This window comes from Lactococcus formosensis (genome assembly GCF_037892375.1).
Taxonomy (GTDB): Bacteria; Bacillota; Bacilli; order Lactobacillales; family Streptococcaceae; genus Lactococcus; species Lactococcus formosensis.
The window spans coordinates 160077-177401 of the sequence record NZ_CP141721.1 but is presented as its reverse complement, the minus strand read 5'-3'; the positions used below and the strand labels follow the sequence as shown (position 1 = coordinate 177401).

Sequence of the window (17325 nt, the reverse complement as noted above, 5' to 3'; positions counted from 1 at the left end):
CTTTGATATGAATTTATCTTATAATAAAGAAAAGGAGGCGTTTACAATGAGAGAAAATTATAAAAACATTTTAGTCGCAGTAGATGGATCTGACCAAGCAAATCAGGCTATTCAAGAAGCAATTGAGATTTCTAAAAGAAATCAAGCATCTTTATTTGTAGTTCATGCTAAAGATGTTGCACAACTTTATGGCACCGCTTATATCATGCCAGCTGTCCTGGAAGAAGCAGAAAAACAATCAGCAGAAATCCTTGATGAAGCAGGAAAGCTTATTGGTGACAAAGTTGAGTACAAAGCTTTCCAAGTGAGTGGTTCTCCTAAAAAAGAGATTGTTGATTTCGCTGAGGAAAACGATATTGACTTAATTGTTATGGGTTCAACAGGTAAAGGCGCTATTGACCGTGTACTTGTGGGATCAACTGCAAGTTATGTTGTTAACCATGCACCATGTAATGTTATGGTTGTAAAATGATGAAGTAAGAGAAAAGTCGAAAGCAGAAGCTTTCGGCTTTTTAATGTCTTAAAAGCCTGTATTGAAAGATAAGCCTGTAAAATGTTACAATAAAGAGTAATATTAAGTTTTAGAACAGAGAAATAACATGCCCGCAAAAAGAACAACAAAAAGTAAATCAAAACCAAAAGCGAAACGTTCAACAGCAAAGAAAACACCAGCAAAAAAATCAAATACTAAATTTTGGACGGCTAATAAAAAAATGGCGGCTTTTTTTGGGAGCTTTATTGTCATTTTATTTGCTTTAGCACGTTTGGGCTTATTTGGTGTCTTTTTATATAATGTCACTCGTCTGGCTGTAGGATCATTAGCAATCACTTTCTTATTAATCGTTTTATTCGTCATGTTTATGACGGTTTTCAAAAAAGATTTCTTCCGTGAAAATAAACGCTTTTTACCAGGCTTAGCTCTCTTTTTCTTTGGACTTCTTCTTGTTTTTCATGCGAGATATGATGTCCTTTCTCCCAATAAAAATGCTTTAGTTTTAGCCATGTCTGATTTGAGAAAAGGACAAGTGACGCATTTTCTGGGTGGTGGTTTTTTAGGAGATTTATTTTTTGGACCAGCCAAAGCCCTCTTTTCCGTAATTGGTGTTTATATTATCGTGGGAATTCTGTGGCTTATCGCACTGTATTTTATGGCCCCCGCTTTGATTGCACGCCTACGTATTTTTCTTAAAAGAAATATAAGTGAAACACGTACGCGTATGGCAGATCGTGCTGAAGCAAAACGAGCAGCAGCACTCTTAGAAGAAAAAGCCAAAGCTCAAGAAGAAGCTGAAAGAAACTTACGTGCGATGGAAGAAGAAGAAGTTCCACTACCAAGCGAACCCCTGTTTGAAGAAAATACAGCTTCCGACTTTTCCGAAATCCCTATAGCTATTCCTGATACGCCAGTATCACCTACAAAAGAAATGGGGACTATACAACCGCAAGAGGAAGTAGAGGATGACCAAGAGCCGATTAGCTTTGAGCGTTCTGTTGACAATGAATTTTATCAACTTCCGACGATTGATTTATTGGAAGAAATTCCAACAAAAAACCAAGCGGGTGAACGAGAAAATGTTCGAAAAAATATTCAAATTTTAGAGCGAACATTGGAATCTTTCAAAATCGCGGCAACAGTTGAATCTGCTGTTGTAGGTCCATCCGTGACCAAGTACGAAATTAAATTAGCTACGGGTGTCAAAGTATCTCGTGTTGTCAACTTATCAGATGATCTAGCCTTAGCTCTGGCAGCAAAGGATGTTCGTATTGAAGCACCAATACCTGGGAAATCCCTTATCGGTATCGAAATTCCTAACAGTGAGGTTGCGACTGTCGGTTTCCGAGAACTTTGGGAAAATGCCCAACCAAAAACAAACAGTTTGCTTGAGTTGCCTTTAGGGAAAGCTTTAGATGGTACGATTCGTACTTTTGATATGACACGTATGCCTCACTTACTTGTAGCTGGTTCTACAGGTTCAGGGAAGTCGGTTGCTGTGAATGGTATCATCACCTCTATCCTGATGAAAGCTCTGCCGAGTGAGGTCAAATTCCTGATGGTCGACCCTAAAATGGTTGAACTTTCTGTTTATAATGATATTCCTCATCTCCTTATTCCTGTAGTAACCAACCCACGTAAAGCATCACGTGCTTTACAAAAGGTGGTAGATGAAATGGAAAACCGCTACGAGCTCTTTAGTCAAGCAGGTGTGCGTAATATTGCAGGCTATAACGAAAAAATAGAAAAATACAATGCACAATCGAATGAAAAATATCAAACCTTGCCATTGATTGTCGTTATTGTCGATGAGCTCTCTGACTTGATGATGGTAGCCAGCAAGGAAGTTGAAGACGCGATTATCCGTCTTGGTCAAAAAGCACGTGCAGCTGGTATCCATATGATTTTAGCAACACAACGTCCATCAGTTGATGTCATCTCTGGCTTGATTAAGGCTAACGTGCCTTCGCGTGTCGCTTTCGCCGTATCCAGTGGGACAGATTCTCGAACAATTATTGATACAAACGGTGCAGAGAAACTTTTAGGACGTGGGGATATGCTCTTTAAACCCATTGATGAAAATCATCCTGTACGTTTGCAAGGTGCCTTCTTATCAGATGCTGATGTTGAGTCGGTCGTGAATTTTATTAAAAATCAATCTCAAGCTGACTATGATGAAAGCTTTGATCCTGGTGAAGCTGAAGAAGATAGCAGCCGCGGAACTGCAGGGCCAGCAAATTCAGCTGATCCCTTGTTTGAAGAAGCGCGTAATATGGTTATTTCTGCTCAAAAAGCCTCGACTGCCCAGTTGCAACGTGCGCTTAAAGTCGGTTTCAACCGCGCTTCCGATCTGATGAATGAACTTGAGGCGGCAGGTATCGTAGGCCCAGCCAAGGGGACAACACCACGAAAAGTTCTCGTTACCCAAGATGGAGAGTTTTTAGAAGGACAGGAGTTTGATGAAGCATGAGCGCTTTTGATGAATTAGAAAAAATAAAAAAAGCAGGTCTTCCTCAAATATTGGTACTTTATGGTGAAGAAGAAGACATTGTACAGGAACTAAAAAGTCGAATTCTAGAGTATGTTCATTTTGACAATGCAGACTTAGGACAGGCCTATTTTGACCTGAATAATGCCAATGCTAACCTAGCCTTAGAAGAGCTAGAGAGTTTGCCTTTCTTTGTTGAGCAAAAGCTGGTCATTTTAGAAAATCTCACAAATCTTACAACAGTAAAAAAAGCTGTTTTTGATGAAAAACAGACAGTGCGTTTTGAAAATTTTTTGAATGAGCCAGTTGAAACGACGCAGTTGATTCTTATTTTGCACGGAAAGTTAGACAGTCGACTTAAACTCACTAAAAAACTGAAGAGCCAAGCGACTTTGCTGGAAGCACAGGAATTGAAACCTCAAGAGTTAAGTCGAGTTTTTGCAGATACAGATCTTTCTGGCAATATTCTTCAAAGAGTATTTGAAAAATCAAATTTTTCTTTTCCAGTAATCAAACAAAATCTGTCCTTGTTAAAAACATATGTGGGAGAAAGAGAGACTACTCTTGAGGATGTCGAAAAAGTTGTTCCCAAGTCTCTCCAAGATAATATCTTTTTACTGACCGACTTAATTTTAAAGAATGAGGTGGAGCAAGCACGTGATTTGGTCCATGATTTGACATTACAAGGTGAGGAATTAATCAAAATATTGGTTATTTTGACGAATTCCTTCCGACTTTATTATCAGGTGAAATTGATGCAAAACAAAGGCTGGAGCGAGCAGAAACAGACTTCTCATCTTAAAATCCACCCTTATCGTGTCAAACTAGCAAACCAGCAAGTACGTAACATGCAGGAAAGCTTTCTGGGGCAAGCTACATTGTCCCTCATCGAGCTTGATTATAAAATAAAAAGCTCAGGAGTAGATGCAAATTATTTGTTTGATTTAGCCTTGATTAAGTTAGCTTTGAAAGACGTATAACAAGCCATTTCTCCCGATATTTTCCAGTCAATAGTTGACTTGAAAAATTAAAAAAATTCTGCTATGATAAAAGATGATAAAACTTTGATATGAAATGATAAAAGAGGACGATATGGCAACATTTAAATTTACACCTAAAGATATCTATGAAGCTGACTTTGGAACAAAAATGCGTGGTTATGATAAAGAAGAAGTTGACGAGCTCCTCGATGACGTCATTCAAGATTACGAAGCTTTTCAAGCAGAGGTATTGCGCTTGCAAGAAGAAAACGAGTTTTTGAAGAAAAAAATCGTGGAACTTGAATCTCAAGCAAGTCGTCCTAACCAGGCAAACTTGGAAGAAACACAACGTTTGGATAACATGAGCCGCGTGGTTTCAAGCCGAATCAATAAACCAAAAACAGAAATTGGGCAACCAAGTAACTTTGAACTTCTTAAACGTATCAACCGTTTGGAGCAAGCTGTTTTTGGTCCAGGAAGTACTTCAAGTGAAGAAGCTTAAAGCTGCCTTCATATTTTAATGAAAAATAAAAACAGTTTTTGGATAACTGCGTGATACCTTTGGTATCATGAGGAAAGTCCATGCTCGCACGGGCTGCGATGCCCGTAGTGTTTGTGCTTGGTGAAACAATAAACCAAGGTAGGAGTGTCATGCCTAACGGCTGAAGAAAATGCTAAGTCTTTGATATGCATGAGTATTCTGTAAAAGTGCCAAAGAGACGAGGCTTACTGGAAACGGTAAGATTGGAACGTGGTAAACCCCTCAAGCGAGCAACCCAAACTTATGGTCGGGGCACTTGACTAGCCGAAATGAAGGCGTGGTCGAGGGGGAAGTTTTTCTTCTCCAGACAGATGGTTATCGACGGTCGTAAGACCTGAACAAAACATGGCTTATAGAAAACTGTATGACACGCTGGGCTAGTCCCAGCTTTTTTTAGAAAGAAACAAAGGAATAAATGAAAAATAATTTTAAGCTGATGGCGACTGCTGCAGCAGGTCTTGAGAGTTTAGTGGCTCGTGAATTACGCAATATGGAAGTCGAGAATGTTACGATTGACGATCGCTCTCGTGTCTTTTTTACAGGGAATACAAAAACGATTGCTCAAGCAAATACCTGGCTACGTACAGCAGATCGTGTAAAGATTGTTGTGGGTGAGTTTAAGGCGCGTACTTTTGACGAGCTTTTTGAAAATGTATATGCACTGGATTGGGAAGACTATATTCCCTTTGGCTCAGCTTTTCCTGTAAGTAAAGCAAAGTCTGTGAAATCAACTCTACATAATGAGCCGAGCGTCCAAGGAATTACAAAAAAAGCCATCGTGAAGAAATTGCAAAAGGCTTATCATCGTCCAGAAGGTGTACCCATCCCAGAAAATGGTGCAAGTTTCTCCATTGAAATTGCGATTCACAAAGATAATGCAACAGTAATGATTGATACCACCGGCGATTCACTCTTTAAACGAGGTTATCGTGTTGAAAAAGGCGATGCTCCATTAAAGGAAAACATGGCAGCAGCGATCATTATGTTGACAAACTGGCTAGCAAATCCAAAACGTATGTTTGTTGACCCTACATGTGGTTCAGGAACATTTACGATTGAAGCTGCGATGTTGGCACTTAATATGGCACCCGGTCTTAATCGTAAGTTTGCCTGTGAAGCATGGTCATGGATGAAGCCAGAAGTTTTTGAAGATGTACGGCAAGCAGCAAAACAAGCAGTACGCAAAGATTTAGAGCTTGATATTCAAGGTTTCGATATCGATGGTCGAATGATTGAAATTGCAAAAGGAAATGCACTTGCAGCTGGACTTGACCATGTGATAAAATATAAACAGATGCGCCTGCAAGATTTTCATACAGATGCCCTTGATGGGGTTATTGTATCAAACCCTCCATACGGTAAACGTTTGGGAGATGAAGATTCAGTTGCAGGGCTCTATAAAGAGATGGGTGCTACTTTTGCACCACTCGAAACTTGGAGTAAATATATTCTGACAAGTGATATTGCTTTTGAAACACATTACGGAGCGAAAGCAACAAAAAAACGTAAACTCTATAATGGAACACTGCGTACGGACTTGTATCAATATTTTGGAAAAAGAATAAAAAAATAAGCAAATGCTATGGAGATCTAAATGACAGAAGAAAAAGATAAAAATATCAAAAATTCTGGCGAAAAAGTCTTAAAACTAGGCGACGTCTCAGATTTCACTGTAGGCGAAATTGTAAAAAAAGCACAAAGAGTAGATAAAGAAAATAGTGAAAGCGAAAGCGTACTTGACAAATACATTCGTCAACATCGTGGAGAGATTGAAGCTGTTAAAAATCAGGCTTTAGAAAAATATATCCAAACTGAGCGTAAGAAAATGGATCAAGAAGAGGATGGTGAATCTGAAGAAGAAGTGACTTCAGTTGAAGAAAAGTCAGCTGAGGCTTCAGAGACACAGGCTTCGGAAACTGATAGCACTGATAGTAAGGAAGCAGAAACAGTTGCTCCATCTAAGGAGTCAAACTTCAAAGAAAAGAATAAGTCAGAGTTTGATGAAGTGGAAATTGCTGATGATGTGCCTCCTGTGATACCTGTTCCAGTAAATCTTTCCGAGAAGGAAAGTGCGGCTGATCAAGCGGAAGAAACAGAGAGTCAAGTAGAAGATTTCCCAGAGCTTTCCAATCAAGTTCCTGCCTCAAAGGAAGAAGTTGCGGAAACAAGCCCTACAGAAGAGTCAGTGTCGACTGTTGACGAGGAGCTGGAAAATTCACTAGAAACAGAAGAAGATATCAATGGTGTGGAACAAGAAGCTGCGTCTACTGATGAAGGCAAGCTTCCACAAGAAGAAATCGTTGTTCCTCTAGAAAAAACACCAGTGGCCGGTGAAACAGTGCCAACACCCTTACCTGTTACACCAGTAGTTGAGTCTGAAGCATCTGCGCAAGAAGAGCAACCAGAGAAAAAGAAAAATAAGAAACCCTTGATTATTGGACTTTGTGCACTGATCCTTTTGGCTGCAGGAGGTGCAGGCTATGCTCTCTATAATCATAATAATAATGAAAAAGCGGCCAATCAAGCAGCTGTGGAAAATAAAGCTAACTTAAATGCTTTTAATAAGGCTTACGATGAATTTTTTACTGACTCTGATCATCAAGTACTGAAGAATTCTAACTTTGATCAATTGTCAGCTTTGAAAAATAAGCTAAAAACATTAAAAGGAAGCGATTTTGATACTGCAGAAACAAAAGTAAATGCGCTCGAAGGACAAATAAAAGCAGTTGAAAAAGTTAACGCCCTTTTTAATAAATCAGCCATTGTAGATGGCGAACTTAATAAGGAAGCTCAAGTAAAAGCGGCAGTAAGCATACCTGCAGTGCCAAAGACTGAAAATGAGAAGCTAAATAAAGTATTGGCTCAAGCGATCAACTTAGCGAAAACACAGCAATCAGAGGCTAAAGCTAAGGAAGAACAAGCTGCGAAGGCTGCACAAAGTAATGATAATGCTGCTACTCAACCTGCGAATCAAACCACGGATCAAGCTGGAGGAACATCTGCTTCTGCTGAAATACCAAGTGGAACAGCAGGAACGCCAGCACAACAAGCAGATAAAAATACTGCTCAAGGTGGCGCAGCTTCATCTACAGCAGCAGTAACAGCTGATGGTGCTCAAAATCCAACAGGTGCCACACCGGATAATTCGAATGCGCGTGTTCAACCCCAAGCAAATCTCAATCCTCAAGATCCAGCATTCACTTGGAATCCAGGTATCAGAGATAAAGTCTTAAATATTGCACGTCAACGTGGCTATATCTCAGGTAATGATTTTATTCTTTTACCGGTAGCTATTCACACAATGACTTCAGGTTATATGTCTGGACAAGTCGCAGGTTATTTCAACTTGTATCGTCCGGATGGTAGCTACTTATTAACAATAAACAATAAAACAGGTTACTTCTTCGGAAATGGGAAAGGTTTGCCTACCGATTTTGGATAAAATAAAAACTTCTTTGTGGATAACAGAGAAGTTAAAAAAGTTGAGAAATTTATTTTTCTCGACTTTTTTATATAACACATATAAAAATTATGTAAAGTTTTCAGTAACCGCGTAGTAAACACATTATTAAATTATTCTCATTTCTTGATCCTGAGGGAAACTTACAATTTTAGGCCAGAAAATTTTAAATACTACCGTGCTTTATACCCTCTCTTCAAAAATTTAACACAAGAGTTTGCGAAAAGCTATGCCGAAATAGCTAAATACCAGCAAGAATTTTCATGAGCTCCGTACAGTTTGAGTGAAGACCATTGAAAAATAATGTATAATATGTAAAAATAGTTTAGGAGAGTTACTATGCTCAAAATTGCATTTATCTGTGTGCATAATTCTTGCCGTTCACAAATAGCAGAAGCTTTGGGGAAAAAATTGGCTGGGGATAAGTTTGACTTTTATTCTGCGGGTACTGAGACAAAGCCACAGATTAATCAAGATGCTGTCCGTTTGATGAAAGAAATCTATGACATAGACATGGAAAAAACACAAACATCAAAGCTCTTACAAGATATTCCACCTGTGGATATTGTGATTACGATGGGATGTAACGTTGAATGTCCTTATCTTCCTTGTCAATATAGGGAAGACTGGGGCTTAGAAGATCCAACAGGTCAAAGTGACGCAGTCTTTAAGGATATTATCCAGCAAATTGAAACGAAAGTACTTGCTTTAAGAAAAAGGGACTTTGGTTAATAAAAAAAGCACTGATTCAGTGCTTTTTCCTTTTCGATGATTTTAGAAAATCATCAATTCTTTATTTGTTTTAGTTAAAGGCTCACATCCTGTTTCAGTAACATAGAGACAGTCCTCGATACGTACGCCAACTTTGCCTGGGATATAAATTCCAGGTTCATCAGAGAAGCACATGCCTTCTTCGATGATGATGTCCTCAGAACCACCAATAGATGGGAATTCATGGACATCCATACCGATACCGTGTCCAAGGCGGTGGACAAAGTATTCGCCATAACCAGCTTTAGTAATCACATCGCGAGCTACTTTATCAATTTCAAGTGCAGATACACCAGGTTTTACGAAGTCCATAGCAGCCATTTGTGCTTCAAGTACGATTTTGTGGATATCGGCATCAAAATCAGAAGGTTTACCGATTGAGATAGTACGTGTAGCATCAGAAGCGTAGCCATTTTTCATCACACCGAGGTCAAAGAGCAAGAGTTTATTATCTTGAATTTTGACATCTTCTGGCATACCGTGAGGATTAGCTGCACGAGCGCCTGAGAGTACGATAGTTTCAAAACTCATTTGGGGTACGCCCATGCGTTTCATTTCGTATTCGATTTTGGCAACAACATCTGTTTCTGTACGATCGGAATTTGCATATTCAAAACCAATTTCGAAACATTTATCTGCGTAATCCCCAGAAATTTTCATTTTTTCGATTTCATCGGCAGATTTGATCAAACGCATACGTTCTACCAATGGTGTCAAGTTGACAAATTCAACACCAGAAAATTGAGATTTAAGTCCTTCAGTTTTTGACAAAGGAATGTCAGAAAATTCGACTGCAATTTTTTGGATATTTTTTGATCCCAAATGTTCTTTTACAACAGCCCACGGGTTTTGTGAATCTTCATAGCCAAAAATATCAAAGCCAGTAGTGTTTTCTTTGGCTTTTTCTACCTCCAACGCTGGAGTGAAGAGAGATGGCGCTTTATCCGGGAAAACCATCAAACCAGCAATACGTTCATGCGGGTCAATGGCAAGACCTGTCAAATAATTCAAGGTCGTAGGATTGGTGATGAAAGTCATGTCGACTTCATTTTCGTTCAGAAAATTAGAGATACGTTCGAGTTTGCTCATAGTATCCACCTTTCTATAATTATTATCTCTATTGTACGCTAAATTCTGAAAAAAATCATGTGCGACAATATCTACAATATACTACCAAAAATTATTGAAACGGTTTTCAAAAAGTGATATAATTAAATTTGGAAAAACTTTTCATAAATATTAAAAGATATAAAAAACAGACAAAGATTATTATAATTGAGGTTTAAAAAGAATGGAAGAATCAACAACAACAATTTATGACGTTGCTCGAGTTGCGGGCGTGTCAATGGCTACTGTAAGCCGTGTAGTCAATGGTAACGCCAACGTCAAAGAGAAAACACGTCAAAAAGTCCTTGATGCAATTGAAGAATTGGACTACCGTCCAAATGCGGTTGCACGTGGACTGGCAAGCAAACGTACAACGACAGTTGGGGTTGTTCTCCCAACAATCACGTCGCCGTATTTTGCTGAAATCGCACGAGGCATTGATGATATTGCATCAATGTACAAGTACAATGTCATTCTCGCAAATAGTGATGGTGATGAAGAAAAAGAACTTAAAGTTATTGAAAGTCTCTTTTCTAAGCAAGTTGATGGTATTGTTTATATGGGCAGTTTCATGACAGAAAAAGTCCGTAACCAGCTTAAATCAACACGTACACCGATTGTTCTTGCTGGAATGATCGATGTTGACAAACAAATGTCATCTGTAAATATCGATTATCATCTTGCAGCACACCAAACAACTGCTGAACTGGCAAAAAACAATAAACGTATTGCTTTCGTATCAGGTTCCTTGGAAGAAGTTGAAAATACAGAACGTATGGTTGGCTATCAAGAAGCTTTGAATGAAGCAGGCATTGATTTTGATGAGTCACTTGTCTTTGAAGGTAATTACACTTTTGAAAATGGACAAGCTTTAGCAGAACAAATGCTTGCCAAGAAAATTAATGCTGCCATCGTGTCTTATGATACTGTAGCAGTTGGCTTACTCAATGCTTTGCTCTCAAAAGGTATCAAAGTACCTGAAGATTTCGAAATTATCGCAGGTTCAAACAGCCCAATTACAGCGTACACTTATCCAGGTTTGACTTCTGTCAATCAACCACTTTATGACTTGGGAGCAGTTTCAATGCGTTTGTTGACAAAACTTATGCACAAGGAAGAGGTTGAGGAAAACCAATTGATCCTCGCTTACCAAATTATTAATCGTGGTTCAACAAAATAAAAAGCAAAAGATACAGTGATGTATCTTTTTTTATGGTCTCTAAGAGTAAGTTATAGCTTGGTTTTAACCATGAAGAGGAGAAGCGATTTGACTTTCAGGATAAAGCATGATACTATTAAGAGGTAAATTTAGTCTAAGTTATATATTTTTAATGTTTTCTTTCACATAATGATTTACAAATATGACGAAAGGAAAATATATACTATGACAAAAGGAACTGTAAAATGGTTTAACGACTCTAAAGGTTTTGGTTTCATCACTGCTGAAGATGGTACTGACGTGTTTGCACACTTCACTCAAATTCAAAGCGATGGCTTCCGTAAACTTGAAGAAGGCGAAAAAGTTACATTTGATATTGAACAAGGTCAACGTGGCCCTCAAGCATCAAACATTACTAAAGCATAAATTTAAAGCACTCTTGGGAGTGCTTTTTTCATTAAAAAGTGCAAGATTAGGACTTTAGCTAAAAGTGTGTTACAATAGGTGTACCATTTGGATACATCCATAATGGAAGATCTCGTCCACTCAGTTATAGCGTGACTTTGGGATAGTTCAAATTTCTTCCATTTTTATTAGCGCGGGATGGAGCAGCTAGGTAGCTCGTCGGGCTCATAACCCGAAGGTCGTAGGTTCAAATCCTGCTCCCGCAATTGAGATATAGATTCCTGTTTTTCAGGAATTTTTTATTTAGTTCAATTGAAAAAATATCTTCAGTGACGTTCAGGATTATGTTTGGTACGCATGCAAATGTGTGCTAAACTTAAAATATGAGGAAAACGAAAATTGTAGTACCCGTTCTTCCGACAACAGTGGCGGAAGTACAGGCATTAAACGTAGAAAAGTACAGAAAGGCTGACATTATTGAATGGCGGGCGGATTTTTTGGGAGATATAGAAAGTATTCTTCAGGCTGCGCCTTTTATCTTTGAGAAATTTAAAGATTTTTCTCTGCTTTTCACTGTACGTACAGCCAATGAAGGTGGCAATATCTCAATTTCTAAAAAAGATTATGTCACTCTTTTAAAAAAAGTAGTCAAATTTGACCCAGATTATATAGATATCGAATATTTTTCCTATCGAAAAGCCCTACCACAGCTGCTTGAATTTAAAGAAAAAATTGTCTTGTCCTATCATAACTTTTTTGAGTTACCTACAGATTTAACTGCTCGAATGATGAAAATGCAAAAAGAAGAAACGGGCTTTGTAAAAGTGGCGATTACGGCACAACGCGAGTGTGATGTTTTGGATTTGCTACAGATTACACGTGATTTTACGATGGAATATGGACCTAAATTTATCGGAATCGCAATGGGAGAATTGGGTAAAATTTCCCGCGTTGCCGGAGGATTGACCGGATCTGTATGGACTTTTGCAGCACTCGATGAGGATGAAGGAAGTGCTCCAGGACAATTGACTTTGTCTCAGATGCTAGATGTCCTTGATGCCTTAGAAAATTAATATTCGTCTTTTCCACATATTTCATCAATAAATTGATAATATTAGAGAAATTCCCGAAAAAATTTCTCCAAAATGGTATAATTTATAGTAAGTTAGAAATTTGGAGGAACTATGGTTATCAATCGTTACAGTCGCCCGGAAATGGCGGCAATCTGGTCGGATGAAAACAAATATAAGGCGTGGCTTGAAGTTGAGATTCTTGCGGATGAAGCGTGGGCTGAGCTCGGAGAAATTCCAGCAGAAGATGTAAAAAAAATTCGTGAAAAAGCAAGTTTTGATGTTGATCGTATCTTGGAGATTGAAAAAGAAACGCGCCACGATGTGGTTGCCTTTACGCGTGCTGTTTCTGAAACACTTGGTCAGGAAAGTAAGTGGGTCCACTATGGACTTACCTCAACCGATGTTGTAGATACAGCTTATGGCTATCTCTACAAGCAGGCGAATGATATTATCCGCCGTGATTTGGCTAACTTTTTGGAAATTATTGCTGATAAAGCGCGTGAGCACAAATACACTGTATGTATGGGACGTACGCACGGTGTCCATGCAGAACCAACAACTTTTGGCCTTAAATTAGCAACTTGGTATTCTGAAATGAAGCGTAATATCGAGCGTTTCGAACATGCAGCTAAAGGAGTTGAAGCGGGTAAAATTTCTGGTGCTGTAGGTACATTTGCCAATATCCCACCTTTTGTTGAAGAATACGTATGTGGCAAACTTGGAATTCGTCCACAAGAGATTTCGACACAAGTATTACCCCGTGATTTGCATGCAGAATACTTTAGTACACTGGCACTGATTGCGACTTCGATTGAGCGTATGGCGACAGAGATTCGTGGTCTTCAAAAATCAGAACAACGTGAAGTAGAAGAGTTCTTCGCTAAAGGTCAAAAAGGTAGCTCAGCAATGCCACACAAACGTAATCCCATCGGTTCTGAAAATATGACTGGCTTGGCGCGTGTTATTCGTGGACATGTCGTGACAGCCATGGAAGATGTTGTTTTGTGGCATGAACGTGACATTTCACACAGCTCGGCAGAGCGTATCATTACCCCAGATACAACTGAATTAATCAACTATATGTTAAACCGTTTTGGTAATATTGTTAAAAATCTGACTGTATTTCCAGAAAACATGAAGCGTAATATGGATGCAACTTTTGGATTGATCTATAGTCAACATGTTATGCTTATGCTTATTGAAAAAGGTATGACACGTGAAGAAGCTTACGATTTGGTTCAACCATTGACAGCAAAAGCTTGGGACGAACAAATCATGTTCCGCCCACTGGTAGAAAGCAATGAAAAAATCCGTGAAAAACTGACAGATGCAGATATTGATGCAGCTTTTGATTATAATTATCATTTGTCACGTGTAGATGTCATCTTTGAACGTCTTGGGTTGTAAAAATAATGAAATCCTAACTTTTTAGTTCAGGATTTTTTTGTACAAAAAATTTAGATTTGAATAGATTTAAACAATTCAGTATTGACTAATATGAGGGAGTTTGATAACATATTAGTATAAACTAATATAAAGAGATGAATAATGAATTTAACTGAAAAACGTCAAAAAGTAATTCATGCCTTATCCAATACGACAAGGCTCATCGTCCTTGAAGCATTACGCGAAAAGGAGATGACTGTAACAGAGTTACTTCAGGAAACTAAGTCAGGACAATCGAATCTCTCGCAACATTTATCATGTCTGCGTGATTGTGGATTAATCACAAGTCGTAAAGAAGGAAAATACATTTATTATTCTTTGACAACCCCTGAACTTAACCATTTACTAGAAGTCATTGATGCTACAGTTGAGTCAATGCACTGGTCCCCAACAGAAGATATCCATTGTGATACATATATAAAATAAAAAGGAGTTTCATATGTTTAAATCTACTCAAAACAAGGCAACACATGATGCACACTGTGTAAAAGACACATGTAATTGCCTCAATCACAAAGCCAAAGCAGCTCTTACGACTGCTGAGGAGAGTGAGGGCTCAAGTAGCTCAGAAGTCACAGGGAGTTCTGACGATTCAGACCCTGCCTGTTGCAACACGAAAATGAATCTAAATACGAGTTTAGATGAGAGTGAAGAAGAAGGTAAATATGAGCTGTTGATTATTATCGTCACGGCTCTACTATTGGCAGCTTTAAGCTTTTTAGATTTTGCGCCACAGTTTAAAACACCGCTCTTCATCTTAACGTATTTGTTAATCGGGCATAGTGTTTTGCTCAAAGCGATAAAACAATTGCTTAAAGGAGATATTTTTAATGAATTCTTCCTCATGAGCATTGCGACTGTCGGGGCATTTGCTTTAGGAGAATACGCTGAAGCAGTCGCTGTTATGCTTTTTTATCAAGTCGGAGAATATTTCCAAGATCGTGCGATTGGGAACAGCAAAAAGTCAATTGCAGCTTTGATGGACCTTCGACCAGAGGTTGCGACTGTTAAGCGCCAAGGAAAACTTATTGATGTGTCTCCAGAAGAAGTCAATATCGGTGAAGTTATACAAGTGAAGCCGGGAGAAAAAGTACCACTTGATGGTCTTGTATTATCGGGGAAATCAAGCGTTAATACAGCAGCTTTGACTGGTAAATCACTGCCACGTGAGGTAAGCAAAGGAGAAGAAGTTCTTTCAGGTTTTTTGAATATCAATAGTCTGCTGGAGATCAAGGTTGAAAAAACGTTTGGGGAATCATCAGTATCTAAAATTTTAAATCTCGTTGAGAATGCTCAAGAAAATAAAGCACCGACTGAACAATTCATTTCAAAATTTGCACGCTACTATACTCCAGTTGTGGTATTTGCAGCAGCGATAATCGCTCTAGTACCTCCACTATTCTTCCAGCAAGATTGGTCAGACTGGTTAACACGCGCCTTTACGTTTTTAATTATTTCGTGTCCTTGTGCGATGGTAGTTTCCATTCCCCTTGGGTTCTTTGCTGGGATTGGCGCTGCATCCAAAAACGGTATTTTAGTTAAAGGAGGGAATCACCTTGAAGCTATGACCAAGATAAAACACGTGCTCTTTGATAAAACAGGAACGTTGACACAAGGGAACTTTAAAGTTACTCAAGTTTTTCCAGCAGAAGAGGTTGCACGAGAAGATTTACTCTATCTGGGAGCTATCGGTAAACTTAAGTCCACCCATCCCTTGGGACTTGCGCTTAAAGAAAATCAAAACTTAGATACAGTAAATGTAACAGAGTCGGAAGAAATTTCAGGTCATGGTACACGTACAATCTATGAGGGTGATGAGATTCTTGTCGGAAATGCAAAACTGATGAAAATGTACAACGTTAACTTTACCGAAAGCGACGCCTTAGGTTCTTTGATTTATGTTGCTAAAAATGGTATATATCAAGGCGTTATCCTTGTAGCGGATGTCCTTAAAGAAGATGCTGAAGAAGCCATTGCGGCTTTGAACCAGCTTCACATTTCCCAAACGATGCTGACAGGAGATGGTGAAAAAGTTGCCGCTCAGGTTGCTGGAAAACTGAACATCACGGATTATCACGCTAATCTTTTGCCTGAGGATAAAGTTGCTTTGTTAGAGCAAGTAATTGCAAAAGGTGATGGTCTTACTGCTTTCGTTGGTGATGGAATTAACGACGCACCAGTTATTGCGCGTGCTGACATCGGTTTTGCGATGGGGGGATTAGGCTCTGATGCTGCGATTGAAACAGCTGACGTGGTCTTAATGACAGATAAACCATCAAGTATCGCGCAGTCTGTTAAAATTGCCAAGAAAACTAAACGACTTGTGGTCCAAAATATCGTTTTAGCTCTTGGTGTAAAAGCCGTTTTCCTCGTCCTTGCGGTCTTTGGTATTGCCACGATGTGGGAAGCAGTTATCGCAGATGTTGGAGTAACACTCATAGCTATCTTGAATGTTTTAAGACTCTTAAAATAAGATGAAACTCCCAAGATGGGAGTTTTTTTGCGCTTGCTTTTATCAGATGAAAATATGCTAAAATAAGGACATGAATGGTTTAAAAAACGGTGTGATTTTGCTTTTCAACTTTGCAAAAATCCAAGCCGCTTGTTGTCTCTTTCCACTTGCCGTTTTTGCTACCTTAGCGATAACACGTGGATTGACTTTTCCCAATATCCCACGTTATGATTTAATTTTTGTGACTTTACTTGTGTTTCAAGTTTTGATGGTTAAATTAAAATTTGAAACACTTGAAGAGTTAAAAATTATTTGCTTGTTTCATATCTTAGGGTTAATTTTAGAGATTTTTAAAGTCAATATCAGTCATAGTTGGACCTACCCTGAGCCGGCTTACTTAAAAATTTGGAATGTCCCTTTTTACTCGGGGTTTATGTATGCCAGTGTCGGGAGTTATGTTGTTCAATCGTGGAAAAAGTTGCAGCTAAATGTGGAATATTGGCCGCCATTAGGGCTTAGTTTTGGCTTATCCACAGTTTTGTATCTGAACTTTTTTACCAATTATTTCTTCCATGATTTACGGTATTTTATTATTCTGGCTATTGTCTTAATCTTTTGGCGCACTCAGTTCACTTTTTGTATTAATGGAAGAAAAAGATATAAAATGAAGGCACTCTTCTCTTTTGCTCTGATTGGCTTCTTTATCTACATAGCTGAAAATATTGCTTCATTTTTCAATGCTTACCGGTATCCTAATCAAGCAGAAACCTGGCATCTCGTAGGATTTGGGAAAATGTCTTCATGGTTTTTACTGGTCATTGTCAGTATTGTTTTAGTCGTTAATCTCAAATTAAAGCAGTCATCGAGAAAATAAGTTAATAAAAAAGACAAGGTAAAACTTGTCTTTTTTGTTTAAGTAGGAAGATTTATAAAACATTGCACAATGCCGC

15 protein-coding genes, 1 tRNA gene and 1 other RNA gene are annotated in these 17325 nt (G+C 38.6%); 16 read left to right on the top strand and 1 reads right to left on the bottom strand.

Annotated elements, in window-relative coordinates; translation table 11 throughout:
- The first annotated feature begins 46 nt into the window (after nucleotides 1-46).
- The 8 genes from VNN39_RS00870 (at nucleotide 47) to VNN39_RS00835 (ending at nucleotide 8694) form a co-directional block, all read left to right on the top strand.
- Nucleotides 47-472, top strand: a complete 426-nt coding sequence (locus VNN39_RS00870; protein ID WP_004258727.1) for a universal stress protein — start codon at nucleotides 47-49, stop codon at nucleotides 470-472.
- A 127-nt stretch (nucleotides 473-599) separates the two neighbouring features.
- Complete coding sequence (locus VNN39_RS00865; protein WP_339007133.1) at nucleotides 600-2963, top strand: DNA translocase FtsK; 2364 nt, start codon at nucleotides 600-602, stop codon at nucleotides 2961-2963.
- On the top strand, nucleotides 2960-3961 hold the full coding sequence (gene holA, locus VNN39_RS00860; protein ID WP_165711349.1) for a DNA polymerase III subunit delta: 1002 nt from the start codon (nucleotides 2960-2962) through the stop codon (nucleotides 3959-3961). The genes VNN39_RS00865 and holA overlap by 4 nt, the downstream gene beginning before the upstream one ends.
- A gap of 112 nt (nucleotides 3962-4073) precedes the next feature.
- On the top strand, nucleotides 4074-4463 hold the full coding sequence (locus VNN39_RS00855) for a cell division regulator GpsB (RefSeq protein WP_019293775.1): 390 nt from the start codon (nucleotides 4074-4076) through the stop codon (nucleotides 4461-4463).
- A gap of 34 nt (nucleotides 4464-4497) precedes the next feature.
- An RNA gene (rnpB, locus tag VNN39_RS00850) (RNase P RNA component class B) lies at nucleotides 4498-4860 on the top strand.
- A gap of 57 nt (nucleotides 4861-4917) precedes the next feature.
- On the top strand, nucleotides 4918-6075 hold the full coding sequence (locus VNN39_RS00845; RefSeq protein WP_338997694.1) for a class I SAM-dependent RNA methyltransferase: 1158 nt from the start codon (nucleotides 4918-4920) through the stop codon (nucleotides 6073-6075).
- Between the two features lie 21 nt (nucleotides 6076-6096).
- On the top strand, nucleotides 6097-7944 hold the full coding sequence (locus VNN39_RS00840) for a cell division site-positioning protein MapZ family protein (RefSeq protein ID WP_339007131.1): 1848 nt from the start codon (nucleotides 6097-6099) through the stop codon (nucleotides 7942-7944).
- A 357-nt stretch (nucleotides 7945-8301) separates the two neighbouring features.
- On the top strand, nucleotides 8302-8694 hold the full coding sequence (locus tag VNN39_RS00835; RefSeq protein WP_096368541.1) for an arsenate reductase ArsC: 393 nt from the start codon (nucleotides 8302-8304) through the stop codon (nucleotides 8692-8694).
- A 42-nt stretch (nucleotides 8695-8736) separates the two neighbouring features.
- On the opposite strand, the gene VNN39_RS00830 is transcribed toward VNN39_RS00835, so the two are convergent.
- Nucleotides 8737-9822, bottom strand: a complete 1086-nt coding sequence (locus VNN39_RS00830; RefSeq protein WP_017368973.1) for a M24 family metallopeptidase — start codon at nucleotides 9820-9822, stop codon at nucleotides 8737-8739.
- A gap of 202 nt (nucleotides 9823-10024) precedes the next feature.
- On the opposite strand from VNN39_RS00830, the gene ccpA reads away from it, so the two are divergent.
- The 8 genes from ccpA (at nucleotide 10025) to VNN39_RS00790 (ending at nucleotide 17249) form a co-directional block, all read left to right on the top strand.
- Complete coding sequence (ccpA, locus tag VNN39_RS00825; protein ID WP_339007129.1) at nucleotides 10025-11020, top strand: catabolite control protein A; 996 nt, start codon at nucleotides 10025-10027, stop codon at nucleotides 11018-11020.
- Nucleotides 11021-11224: 204 nt separating this feature from the next.
- The gene (locus tag VNN39_RS00820) at nucleotides 11225-11425 is read left to right on the top strand and encodes a cold-shock protein (RefSeq protein ID WP_003135419.1); all 201 of its coding nucleotides are present in this window, start codon (nucleotides 11225-11227) and stop codon (nucleotides 11423-11425) included.
- Between the two features lie 171 nt (nucleotides 11426-11596).
- A tRNA-Met gene (locus VNN39_RS00815) sits at nucleotides 11597-11670 on the top strand.
- Nucleotides 11671-11787: 117 nt separating this feature from the next.
- The gene (gene aroD / locus VNN39_RS00810) at nucleotides 11788-12477 is read left to right on the top strand and encodes a type I 3-dehydroquinate dehydratase (protein ID WP_338997692.1); all 690 of its coding nucleotides are present in this window, start codon (nucleotides 11788-11790) and stop codon (nucleotides 12475-12477) included.
- 111 nt (nucleotides 12478-12588) lie between these two features.
- Nucleotides 12589-13884, top strand: a complete 1296-nt coding sequence (purB, locus tag VNN39_RS00805) for an adenylosuccinate lyase (RefSeq protein WP_339007127.1) — start codon at nucleotides 12589-12591, stop codon at nucleotides 13882-13884.
- Nucleotides 13885-14025: 141 nt separating this feature from the next.
- Nucleotides 14026-14349: an ArsR/SmtB family transcription factor gene (locus tag VNN39_RS00800; protein WP_017368977.1), complete on the top strand. Its 324-nt coding sequence runs from the start codon at nucleotides 14026-14028 to the stop codon at nucleotides 14347-14349.
- Between the two features lie 13 nt (nucleotides 14350-14362).
- A complete protein-coding gene (locus VNN39_RS00795; protein ID WP_338997691.1) occupies nucleotides 14363-16396 on the top strand; it encodes a heavy metal translocating P-type ATPase in 2034 nt (677 codons plus the stop codon).
- 70 nt (nucleotides 16397-16466) lie between these two features.
- On the top strand, nucleotides 16467-17249 hold the full coding sequence (locus VNN39_RS00790) for a DUF817 domain-containing protein (RefSeq protein ID WP_165711337.1): 783 nt from the start codon (nucleotides 16467-16469) through the stop codon (nucleotides 17247-17249).
- Nucleotides 17250-17325 lie beyond the last annotated feature (76 nt).

Excerpts from the sequence above, each read along its gene's own strand:
- aroD (WP_338997692.1), top strand. The coding sequence starts at position 11,788 with ATGAGGAAAACGAAAATTGTAGTACCCGTTCTTCCGACAACAGTGGCG.
- VNN39_RS00800 (WP_017368977.1), top strand. The coding sequence starts at position 14,026 with ATGAATTTAACTGAAAAACGTCAAAAAGTAATTCATGCCTTATCCAAT.
- VNN39_RS00820 (WP_003135419.1), top strand. The coding sequence starts at position 11,225 with ATGACAAAAGGAACTGTAAAATGGTTTAACGACTCTAAAGGTTTTGGT.
- VNN39_RS00855 (WP_019293775.1), top strand. The coding sequence starts at position 4,074 with ATGGCAACATTTAAATTTACACCTAAAGATATCTATGAAGCTGACTTT.
- VNN39_RS00830 (WP_017368973.1), bottom strand. The coding sequence starts at position 9,822 with ATGAGCAAACTCGAACGTATCTCTAATTTTCTGAACGAAAATGAAGTC.
- VNN39_RS00790 (WP_165711337.1), top strand. The coding sequence starts at position 16,467 with ATGAATGGTTTAAAAAACGGTGTGATTTTGCTTTTCAACTTTGCAAAA.
- purB (WP_339007127.1), top strand. The coding sequence starts at position 12,589 with ATGGTTATCAATCGTTACAGTCGCCCGGAAATGGCGGCAATCTGGTCG.
- VNN39_RS00865 (WP_339007133.1), top strand. The coding sequence starts at position 600 with ATGCCCGCAAAAAGAACAACAAAAAGTAAATCAAAACCAAAAGCGAAA.
- VNN39_RS00870 (WP_004258727.1), top strand. The coding sequence starts at position 47 with ATGAGAGAAAATTATAAAAACATTTTAGTCGCAGTAGATGGATCTGAC.
- VNN39_RS00835 (WP_096368541.1), top strand. The coding sequence starts at position 8,302 with ATGCTCAAAATTGCATTTATCTGTGTGCATAATTCTTGCCGTTCACAA.
- VNN39_RS00795 (WP_338997691.1), top strand. The coding sequence starts at position 14,363 with ATGTTTAAATCTACTCAAAACAAGGCAACACATGATGCACACTGTGTA.
- VNN39_RS00840 (WP_339007131.1), top strand. The coding sequence starts at position 6,097 with ATGACAGAAGAAAAAGATAAAAATATCAAAAATTCTGGCGAAAAAGTC.
- holA (WP_165711349.1), top strand. The coding sequence starts at position 2,960 with ATGAGCGCTTTTGATGAATTAGAAAAAATAAAAAAAGCAGGTCTTCCT.
- VNN39_RS00845 (WP_338997694.1), top strand. The coding sequence starts at position 4,918 with ATGAAAAATAATTTTAAGCTGATGGCGACTGCTGCAGCAGGTCTTGAG.
- ccpA (WP_339007129.1), top strand. The coding sequence starts at position 10,025 with ATGGAAGAATCAACAACAACAATTTATGACGTTGCTCGAGTTGCGGGC.